This is a genomic window from Streptomyces sp. P1-3 (assembly GCF_050613155.1).
In the GTDB taxonomy this organism is placed as follows: domain Bacteria; phylum Actinomycetota; class Actinomycetes; order Streptomycetales; family Streptomycetaceae; genus Streptomyces.
Map to the genome: position 1 here is coordinate 5,030,133 of NZ_CP192512.1, position 11,499 is coordinate 5,041,631.

Sequence of the window (11,499 nt, forward strand, 5' to 3'; positions counted from 1 at the left end):
CGGTGCTGCGTACGGCGGTCGACGCGGGCGCTCCCGTACCGCACACCGTGCTCATCGACGCCACGAGCGGCGCGGACAGCCCGGGTGACGTCACGGGCGGCGAAGCCGCCACCGCCACCGAGGTGCACGCCACCGCGACTGCCACCGAGGTGCACGCCGCCACGCTGCGCACGCTGGACCTGCTCCAGTCCTGGCTGGCCGACGAGCGCTTCTCCGAGTCGCGCCTGGTGCTGGTGACGCGGGGCGCGGTGGAGACGGCGCCCGGGGCGGGCGTGGCGGACCTGCCGCAGGCCGCCGCCCGCGGCCTGTTCCGTTCCGCGCAGTCGGAGAATCCCGGGCGGCTGCTGCTGCTCGACCTGGAAGCCGAGCGGCCGGCGTACGGGGCGGTGCCCGCCGCGCTCGCCCTGGGGGCGGCGACCAGCGGTCGCGCCGGGGGAGAGCCGGAACTGGCGCTGCGCGACGGCACGGTGCTCGCGCCACGGCTGGTACGGGTGCCCGTCGCCCACACCGGCACGGACAAGGGCACCGGCACGGACGCCCATACGGACACCACCACCGCCACCGGCACCGGCACCAACACCGGCCGCCGCGCCGGGGGCGGCCGTGCCGCCGTGCCGCCGCTCGACCCGTGCGGCACGGTGCTGGTCACCGGCGCCACCGGAACCCTCGGACGGCTCTTCGTCCGCCACCTGGTCTCCGCCTACGGCGCCCGGCACCTGCTGCTGGTCAGCCGCCGGGGCGCCGACGCCGACGGCGCCCGGGAGCTCGGGGCCGAACTCGCCGAGGCGGGCGCGAGCGTGACCTGGGCCGCCTGCGACGTGTCCGACCGGGCGGCGCTCGCCGACGTCCTCGCCGACGTCCCGGCCGCGCACCCCTTGACCGCCGTGGTGCACACCGCCGGTGTGCTGGACGACGGCGTGATCGGGTCGCTGACCCCGGAGCGGGTGGTGCACGTCCTGCGCCCCAAGGTGGACGCCGCGCTGAACCTCCACGACCTCACCCAGGACAGCGACCTGTCTGCGTTCGTCCTGTTCTCCGGCGCCGCCGCCGCGTTCGGCGCGCCGGGCCAGGCCAGCTACGCGGCCGCCAACGCCTTCCTCGAGGCCCTCGCCCAGCGGCGGTCCGCCCAGGGGCTTCCGGCGACCGCGCTGGCGTGGGGCCTGTGGGCCGAGGCCAGCGGCATGACCGGCCATCTGGACGACGTCGATCTGCGGCGCATCTCGCGCGGCGGTGTCGCGCCGATGGCGTCCGAGGAGGGGCTGGCGCTCTTCGACGCCGCGTATGCCGGGGGCACCGCCGGCTCCGGGGACGCCGCCCACGGCGACGCCGTCCTGTTCCCGATGCGGCTGGACTACGCCGGGCTGCGCGCCGAGGCCGCGGCGACCGGCACCGTACCCGCGCTGCTGCGCGGCCTGGTCCGCGCCCCCGTCCGGCGGGCGGCCACCGCGCCGGGTGCCGCTGACGGCTCCTCGCTCGCCCAGCGGCTCGCTGCCCTCGCCCCGGCCGAACGGGACAGCGCGCTGCTGGAGTTGGTGTGCGGGCGGGTCGCGGCGGTCCTCGGCTACGCCGGGGCCGAGGCCGTCGAGGCGGGCCGGGCCTTCAAGGAGCTGGGTTTCGACTCGCTCACGGCCGTCGAGCTGCGCAACGACCTCAAGGCGGTCACCGGGCTGCGGCTGCCGGCCACGCTCGTCTTCGACTACCCGAGCCCCGCCGCCCTGGCCGCCCACCTGCGCGACGAACTGGTCGGTGCCGAGGAGGCCGCGGCGGCCGTCGCCGTACCGACGGTGGCCCCGGTGGCCGTCGACGACGACCCCATCGTGATCGTCGGCATGAGCTGCCGCTTCCCGGGCGAGGTCCGTACTCCCGAGGAGCTGTGGCGGCTCGTCGCCACCGGCGGCGACGGCATCTCCGGATTCCCCGCCGACCGCGGCTGGGACCTGGACGCGCTGTACCACCCGGACCCCGACCACCTCGGCACCAGCTACACGCGGGAAGGCGGCTTCCTGTACGACGCCGCCGACTTCGACCCGGCGTTCTTCGGCATCTCGCCGCGTGAGGCCCTCGCGATGGATCCGCAGCAGCGGTTGCTGCTGGAGACGTCGTGGGAGGCGTTCGAGCGGGCGGGCATCGACCCGGCGACGCTGCGCGGCAGCAGGACCGGGGTGTTCGCGGGCGTGATGTACCACGACTACGTCACCGGCCTCGGCGACATCCCGGACGGGGTCGAGGGCTACATCGGCACCGGCAACGCGGGCAGCATCGCCTCCGGCCGGGTCGCGTACACCTTCGGACTTGAGGGTCCGGCGGTCACCGTCGACACGGCGTGCTCGTCGTCGCTGGTCGCGCTGCACTGGGCGATCCAGGCGCTGCGCAACGGCGAGTGCACGCTGGCGCTGGCAGGCGGTGTGGCGGTCATGGCCACGCCCGAGACGTTCGTCGACTTCAGCCGCCAGCGGGGCCTGTCCACCGACGGCCGCTGCAAGTCCTTCGCGGCGGCGGCCGACGGCACCGGCTGGTCCGAGGGCGCGGGCATGCTGCTCGTGGAGCGGCTCTCCGACGCGCGGCGCAACGGGCACCCCGTGCTGGCGGTCGTCCGGGGCTCCGCCGTCAACCAGGACGGCGCCAGCAACGGCCTGACGGCCCCCAACGGACCCGCCCAGCAGCGCGTCATCCGGCAGGCGCTGGCCGGTGGCGGGCTGTCCGCGTCCGACGTGGACGTGGTCGAGGCGCACGGCACGGGGACGACGCTGGGCGACCCGATCGAGGCGCAGGCGCTGCTGGCGACCTACGGCCAGGAGCGTCCGGAGGGCCAGCCGCTGTGGCTGGGCTCCATCAAGTCGAACATCGGGCACACGCAGGCCGCCGCCGGTGTCGCGGGCGTCATCAAGATGGTCATGGCGATGCGGCACGGCGTGCTGCCGCGGACGCTGCACGTGGACGCGCCGTCGCCGAACGTCGACTGGTCGGACGGCGCCGTGTCACTGCTGACGGAGGCGCGGGAGTGGCCGGAGACCGGCCGTCCGCGCCGGGCCGGCGTGTCCTCGTTCGGCATCAGCGGCACCAACGCGCACACCATCATCGAGCAGGCGCCGGCTGACGAGGCGGCGGAGCCGGAGCGATCCGCGACGGCGCGGCCCCCGGTGCTGGCCTGGCCGCTGTCGGCGGTGGGCCAGGACGCGCTGCGCGACCAGGCCGGCCGACTCCGCGACCACCTGACCGCCGAAGCGGACGCAGACCTGACCGACGTCGGCTACTCCCTGGCCGTCGGGCGCGCGGCCTTCGACGACCGCGCGGTGCTGGTGGGCCGGGACCGGGACGACCTCCTGCGCGGCCTGGCGGCGCTCGCCGCCGGTGCGCCGACGGCGACCGGCCTGGTCCAGGGCTCGGTGACCGGCGGCAAGGTGGCGTTCCTGTTCACCGGGCAGGGCAGCCAGCGGCTGGGGATGGGCCGTGAGCTGTACGAGGCGTATCCGGTGTTCGCGGAGGCGCTGGACGCGGTCTGCGCGGAGCTGGACCGGCATCTCGAACGGCCGTTGCGCGATGTGCTGTTCGGCGAGGACGCCGGGCTGCTGGAGCGGACGGGATACACGCAGCCCGCGTTGTTCGCGGTTGAGGTGGCGCTGTTCCGGCTCGTAGAGGAGTGGGACCTGACGCCGGATGTGCTGTCCGGGCACTCGATCGGCGAGCTGGCGGCCGCGCATGTGGCGGGCGTGCTGTCACTGGAAGACGCGTGTGCGCTGGTGGCGGCGCGCGGCCGCCTGATGCAGGAACTCCCGGCCGGTGGCGCGATGATCGCGGTGCAGGCGTCCGAGGACGAGGTGCTGCCGCTGCTCACTGAGGGCGTCAGCATCGCCGCTCTCAACGGCCCGGCCTCCGTGGTCATCGCCGGTGACGAGGACGTGGCACTGGAGATCGCGGCGCGGTTCGAGGCAGAGGGCCGGAAGACCAAGCGGCTCAGCGTCAGCCACGCGTTCCATTCGCCGCGTATGGACGGCATGTTGGAGGCGTTCCGTACGGTCGCCGAGGGGCTGTCGTATGAGGCGCCGCGGATCCCGATCGTGTCGTGTCTGACGGGTGAGCTGGTCTCCGCCGAGGAGATCGCTTCCGCCGACTTCTGGGTGCGGCACGTCCGCGAAGCCGTCCGCTTCGTCGACGGCGTACGGGCGCTGGCGGCCAAGGGCGTCAGGACGTTCGTGGAACTGGGCCCGGACGGCGTGCTCTCCGCGCTGGGTCAGGAGTGCCTGGCCGACGGCGACGCCGTCTTCGTCCCCGCCCTGCGCGCGGGCCGCCCCGAGGCCGCGACGCTGACGGCCGCGCTGGCCGCCGTGCACGTGCGCGGGGCAGGGGTGGACTGGGCGCGGTACTTCGCCGGGACCGGCGCGCGCCGCGTCGCGTTGCCGACGTACGCGTTCCAGCGGCAGCGGTACTGGCTGGAAGCCCCGGCCACCGCCGCGCGCACCACCCCCGCCATCGCGGCGGACGCGGTCGACGCCCGGTTCTGGGAGGCCGTGGAGCGCCAGGACCTCGCCTCGCTCGCGGCCACGCTGGAACTCGGCGACGGGGACGGTGGCGGCGATGCGACGCTGGACGCCGCCGAGGCGCTGCTTCCGGCGCTGTCGGCGTGGCGGCGGCAGCAGCGCGAGCGTTCCACTGTCGACGGCTGGCGCTACCACGTGACGTGGAAGCCGCTGACCGATCGCTCCGCCGGGGCGCCGTCCGGGCGCTGGCTGGTCGTCGTGCCCGCCGGCGGGGCCGTTGAGGAGTGGTACGCCGGTGCCGAGCGGGTGCTGGCGGCGCGGGGTGCCGAGGTGCTGCGGGTCGAGGTCGGCGCGGAGGACCGTGCGGGCGTGGCCGGGCTGCTGCGCACCGCGGTCGCTGGTGGCGCGGTGGCGGGTGTGTTCTCACTGCTCGCCGCGGACGGCGAGGCCGGGCTGCCGCGTACGGTGGCGCTGACGCAGGCGCTGGGCGATGCCGGTGTGGATGCCCCGTTGTGGGTGGCCACGCGGGGTGCGGTGTCGGTGGGCCGTTCGGACGCGGCTGTGGATCCGGCGCAGGCGCGGGTGTGGGGCCTGGGCCGGGTCGCGGCACTGGAACTGCCCGAGCGGTGGGGTGGTCTGGTCGACCTCCCCCAGATCGTGGACGACCGCGCGTTGTCCCGGCTGGCCGGTGTGCTGGCGGGTGGCAGCGGTGAGGATCAGGTGGCGGTCCGTTCGGCGGGTGTCTTCGGGAGCCGCCTGACGCGGGCTTCCGTGCCGTCGGCCGGTGGCCGCACTTGGCGGCCTGGCTCCGGGTCCGTGCTGGTGACGGGTGGTACGGGCGCGTTGGGCGCGCAGGTCGCGCGTTGGCTGGTCGACAACGGCGCCGAGCACATCGTTCTGACCAGTCGTCGTGGTCTGGACGCACCGGGTGCGGTGGAGCTGCGGGACGAGTTGGCGGCGTCGGGTGCGCGGGTGACGGTCGCGGGGTGTGACGTGGCTGATCGGGAGGCGCTGTCCGAGCTGCTGGCCGGGCTTCCTGCCGATGCTCCGTTGACGGCGGTCTTCCACGCGGCCGGTGTGCTGGACGACGGTGTGCTGGACGCGCTCACGCCTGAGCGGTTCGGCACCGTCCTGCGGGCGAAGGCCGAGGCTGCCGCGCATCTCGACGCGCTGACTCACGACCTGGGCCTCGACCTGTCCGCGTTCGTCCTGTTCTCCTCGACGAGTGGCACGCTCGGTGCCGCCGGGCAGGCCAACTACGCGGCGGCGAACGCGTTCCTGGACGCGCTCGCCGAGCGGCGCCGTGCCGACGGGCTCGTGGCGACGTCGATCGCCTGGGGCCCCTGGGCCGAGGGCGGGATGGCCGCCGACGAGGTGCTTGAGGAGCGGATGCGGCGAGCCGGCCTGCCGCCGATGGACGCCGGGCTCGCGTTGGGCGCGTTGCAGCGGGCGCTGGACCTGGACGACACGGCCGTCACGGTCGCGGACGTCGACTGGGAGCGGTTCGCGACCGACTTCACCGCCGTACGGCCGAGTCGGTTGCTCGCCGACATCCCGGAGGCCCGTGCGGCGCTGGAGAGCGGCACCGTACACACGACCGGTGCCGCGCCCGGCTCCTCGCTGCCCGAGCGCCTGGCCGGGCTGTCCGACGCCGAGCAGGACCGCGCTCTGCTGGATCTGGTGCGTACCCATGTGGCCGCCGTCCTCGGACACGACGGCTCCGCGGCGGTGGGCGCCGAGCGGGCGTTCAAGGAGCTGGGCTTCGACTCCCTCACCGCCGTCGAACTGCGCAACCGGCTCGGCGCCGCCAGCGGCGTCTCCCTGCCCGCGACCCTGGTCTTCGACTACCCGACCGCGGCGGAGCTGGCGGGCTATCTGCGGACCGAACTCCTCGGCGAGCGGGCGGCCGCCTCCGGCTCCGCCGCCCCGGCCCCGACCGCCCCGTCGGACGGGTCCGAAGACCCGATCGCGATCGTCGCGATGAGCTGCCGCTTCCCCGGCGGCGTCCGCACCCCCGAGGAGCTGTGGCAGCTGCTCACCGCGGGCGGGGACGCGATCGCGGAGTTCCCGGCGGACCGCGGCTGGGACCTGGACGCGCTGTACGACCCGGACCCGGACAAGCAGGGCACGTTCTACGCCCGCGAGGGCGGATTCCTCTACGACGCGGGCCAGTTCGACGCCGCCTTCTTCGGGATCTCGCCGCGCGAGGCCCTCGCCATGGATCCGCAGCAGCGGCTGCTGCTGGAGACCTCCTGGGAGGCCATCGAGCGGGCCGGCATCGACCCGGCCACCCTGCGCGGCACCTCCGCCGGTGTCTTCGTCGGCACCAACGGACAGGACTACGACGCCGCGCTGCGTGACCTTCCCGAGGGCGTCGAGGGCTATCTGGGTACGGGCAACGCGGCGAGCGTGGTCTCCGGCCGCCTGGCGTACACCTTCGGTCTTGAGGGTCCGGCGGTCACCGTCGACACGGCGTGCTCGTCGTCGCTGGTCGCGCTGCACTGGGCGATCCAGGCGCTGCGGCAGGGCGACTGCACGCTGGCGCTCGCGGGCGGCGTGACGGTGATGTCCGGCCCCGGTGCGTACATCGAGTTCAGCCGCCAGCGCGGGCTGGCTCCCGACGGGCGCTGCAAGGCGTTCGCCGAGGCGGCGGACGGCACGGGCTGGGGTGAGGGTGTGGGCATGCTGCTGGTGGAGCGGCTGTCGGACGCCCGCCGGAACGGCCATCCGGTGCTCGCCCTCGTACGCGGCTCCGCCATCAACCAGGACGGCGCGAGCAACGGCCTGACGGCTCCCAACGGCCCGGCCCAGCAGCGCGTGATCCGCCAGGCCCTCGCGGGTGCGGGGCTGTCGGCAACGGACGTGGACGCGGTCGAGGCGCACGGCACCGGCACTCGTCTCGGCGACCCGATCGAGGCCCAGGCGCTGCTGGCGACCTACGGTCAGGACCGGCCCGAGGACCGGCCGCTGCTGCTCGGTTCCATCAAGTCGAACATCGGCCACACGCAGGCCGCCGCCGGTGTCGCCGGTGTCATCAAGATGGTGCTGGCCATGCGGCACGGCGTGCTGCCGCCGTCGCTCCACATCGACACGCCCACGCCGCACGTCGACTGGTCGGCCGGTGACGTCGAGCTGCTGACCCAGGCGCGGGAGTGGCCGGCGACCGGCCGTCCGCGCCGGGCCGGTGTCTCCGCGTTCGGCTTCAGCGGCACCAACGCCCACACCGTGCTGGAGCAGGCCCCGGAGCCCGCTCCCGAGCCGGACGCCGCCGAGCCCGCGCTCCCCCTCGTGCAGCCCGACGTCCTGGCCTGGCCGCTGTCCGGCAAGACCGAGGACGCGCTGCGCGCCCAGGCCGACCGGCTGCGCGAGCGGCTCGCCGCCGAACCGGGCCTGAATCCGCTGGACGTGGCGTACTCGCTGGCCACCAGCCGTACCGCGCTGGAGCGCCGCGCCGTCGTCGTCGGCACCGGCCGCGACCGGCTGCTGGCGGGCCTGACGGCCCTGGCGGGCGGAGAGTCCGCGGCCCACGTGATCGAGGGCGCGCCCGCCGAGGGCCGTACGGCGTTCCTGTTCACCGGGCAGGGCAGCCAGCGGCTCGGCATGGGCCGTGAACTGTACGAGTCGAGCGCGGTGTTCGCCCAGGCGCTGGACGCGGTGGCGGCCGAACTGGACCGGCACCTCGACCGGCCGCTGTACGAGGTGCTGTTCGGCGAGGACGCCGAGCCGCTCGACCAGACGGCGTACACCCAGCCCGCGCTGTTCGCGATCGAGGTCGCGCTGTACCGGCTGGCCGAGGCCGCCGGGCTGCGGGCCGACGTGCTGGCGGGCCACTCCATCGGCGAGCTGGCCGCCGCGCACGTCGCCGGGGTGCTGTCCCTGACCGACGCCTGCGCGCTGGTCGCCGCCCGGGGCCGCCTCATGCGGGAACTGCCCGCCGGCGGCGCGATGATCGCGATCCAGGCGACCGAGGACGAGGTACTGCCGAAGCTCACCGACCGCGTCGGCATCGCCGCCCTCAACGGGCCCGCCTCCGTCGTCATCGCGGGCGACGAGGACACGGCCTTCGACATCGCCGCCACGTTCACGCTACGGGGCCGCAAGAGCAGGCGGCTCACCGTCAGCCACGCGTTCCACTCCCCGCGGATGGACCCGATGCTGGGCGACTTCCGCAAGGTCGCCGAGAGCCTCACCTACCACCAGCCGCGGATCCCGCTCGTCTCCACCGTCACCGGGCAGCCGGTCACCGACGAGATGTGCGAGGCCGACTACTGGGTACGCCACGTCCGCCAGGCCGTGCGCTTCCTCGACGGCATCCGCGCGCTGGAGGCCCAGGGAGTCACGACCTACGTCGAGTTGGGCCCGGACGGAGTGCTGTCCGCGATGGCGCAGGAGTGCGTGACCGGCGAGGGCGCCGCCTTCGTACCCGTCCTGCGCGCCGGACGGCCCGAGACCGAGACGCTGACCGGGGCTCTGGCCCGGCTGCACACCCGGGGCCTCGCCCTGGACTGGGTGGCGTTGTACGCGGGGACCGGCGCGCGGCGCGTGGACCTGCCCACGTACGCGTTCCAGCGCCGCCGCTACTGGCTCGAAGGCGCCGCGCGGCAGACCCGGGACGGGGCGGCGGCCACCGTCCAGGACCCGGTCGACGCACGGTTCTGGGAGGCCGTCGAGAGCGACGACCTGGCCGCGTTCACCGGCGCGCTGGCGATCGACGGAGACCAGCCGGTCAGCGCCCTGCTGCCCGCCCTGGCCGCATGGCGGCGCACGCAGCGCGAACGGTCCGCCGTCGACGGCTGGCGCTACCGCGTCACCTGGAAGCCGCTGGACGAGCCGGAGCCCGCGGTGGTCGCCGGCACGTGGCTGGCCGTCGTACCGGCCGGGTACGCCGAGGACACCCGCGTACGCCGGACCCTGGACGCGCTGGCCGCACGGGGCGCCGACATCCGACCGGTCGAACCGGCCGCGGACGGCCTCGACCGCGCCGCGCTCGCCGCCCGGCTGCGGGCGGCTGCCGCGGGGGCCACCGGGACCGCTGCCGCGGGGGACGTCCGGACCGTCGCCGCGGGGGGCACTGACGGCTCCCGCGCCGGTGTCGTCGCGAATGGCTCCGCGCGCGGCGCCGAGGGCCGTCCGGCGCGAGGCCCAGAGGGCCACCTCGCGGGTGGCGCCGACGGCCGCCCCGTCGGTGGTCCGGCGAGTGGACCCCTCCGCGGTGTGCTGTCCTTCCTCGCCCTGGACGAGCGGCCGCATCCCGAGTACCCCGCGGTGCCCGCCGGGCCGCTGCTCACCGGCGTCCTCGTACAGGCCCTGGGCGACGCGGACGTGGCCGCCCCGCTGTGGTGCGTCACGGTGGGCGCGGTGTCCACCGCCGCGTCGGAGCGGCCGCGCAGTGCCGCGCAGGCGCAGGTGTGGGGGCTCGGCCGGGTCGTCTCCCTGGAACACCCCGAACGCTGGGGCGGGTTGGTCGACCTGCCCGCCACGCTCGACGAGCGGGCCGCCGACCGGCTGGCCACCGTCCTCGGCGGACCCGGTGGCCCGGGCGGACCCGGTGGGTCCGGTGGGTCCGGCGACGCTGCCGAGGACCAGCTCGCGATCCGTACGGCGGGCGTCCTGGCTCGCCGCATCGCCCACGCCGAGCCCGCACACGCGTCGGCCGGAGACGACCGGTGGACGCCGCGCGGCACCGTCCTGATCACCGGCGGCACCGGCGCCCTGGGCGCGCACGTCGCCCGCTGGCTGGCCGAGGGCGGCGCCCAGCACCTGGTCCTGGCCAGCCGCCGCGGCCCCCAGGCCCCCGGCGCGCCGGAGCTGACGGCCGAACTCACCGCGCTCGGCGCCCAGGTCACCGTCGCCGCCTGCGACGTCACCGACCGGGACGCCGTGGCCGCACTGCTGGACCGGATCGGCCCGGAGACCACCGGACACCCGCTCACCGCCGTCGTCCACACCGCGGGCGCCGGGCAGTTCGCCCCGCTCGCCGAGACCGGACCGGCCGAGGTCGCCGACATCGTGGCCGCCAAGGTCGCGGGCGCCGCGCACCTGGACGCCCTGCTCGGCGACACCGAGCTGGACGCCTTCGTGCTGTTCTCCTCCATCGCGGGGGTGTGGGGCAGCGGCGGCCAGGGCGCGTACGCGGCGGCCAACGCGCACCTCGACGCGCTCGCCGAGCAGCGCCGCGCCCGCGGCCTGACCGCCACCTCCGTGGCCTGGGGCCCGTGGGCGGACGGCGGACTCGTCGCCGACGACGAGGCGGCCGGGCAACTGCGCCGCCGCGGCCTGCCGGTCATGGCACCCCGGCAGGCGATCGCCGCCCTCCAGCAGGCCCTGGACCGCGACGAGACGACCCTGACCGTCGCCGACGTCGACTGGGAGCGCTTCGCACCCGCCTTCACCGCCGCCCGCCCGCGCCCGCTCATCGCCGACCTGCCCGAGGTACGCGGTGCCCTGGCGGCCGAACCCGAAGAGCGGACCGACGGCGCCGCGGCGTCCGTGGCGGAGCAGCTGGCGGGGCTGACCGGCGACGAGGCAGAACGCCTCCTCCTCGACCTCGTCACCACGCAGGTCGCCGCCGTCCTCGGACACGACGACACCGCGGACGTCGAGCCGGGCAGGGCCTTCAAGGAACTGGGCTTCGACTCCCTCACCGCCGTCGAACTCCGCAACCGGCTCGGCTCGGTGACCGGGAGTCGGCTCCCCGCCACCCTCGTCTTCGACCACCCCACGCCCGCCGCGCTCGCCGCCCATCTGCGGGCCGACCTCACGGGCGAGGACACGGCGCCGGAACTCCCGGCGCTCGCCGAGATCGACAAGCTGGAATTCGCCCTCTCGAACGTCCCCTCCGAGACCGCGGAACGCGCGAAGGTCACCGCCCGGCTCGAAGCGCTGATGCGGAAATGGCGAGCCGCCGAAGACGAGGCGCGCGCCGCCGAAGCCGAGGGCGCCAACGGTGAAAGCGACCTCGAAGCCGCCTCGGCCGAGGACATCTTCGACATCATCAGCAATGAATTCGGAAGGTCCTGAA

At 75.4% G+C, this 11,499-nt stretch carries 1 protein-coding gene; it reads left to right on the forward strand.

Annotated elements, in window-relative coordinates:
• The first annotated feature begins 272 nt into the window (after positions 1 to 272).
• Positions 273 to 11,498: a type I polyketide synthase gene (locus tag ACQUSR_RS21775; RefSeq protein ID WP_431047765.1), complete on the forward strand. Its 11,226-nt coding sequence runs from the start codon at positions 273 to 275 to the stop codon at positions 11,496 to 11,498.
• The last annotated feature ends 1 nt before the right edge of the window (position 11,499 follow it).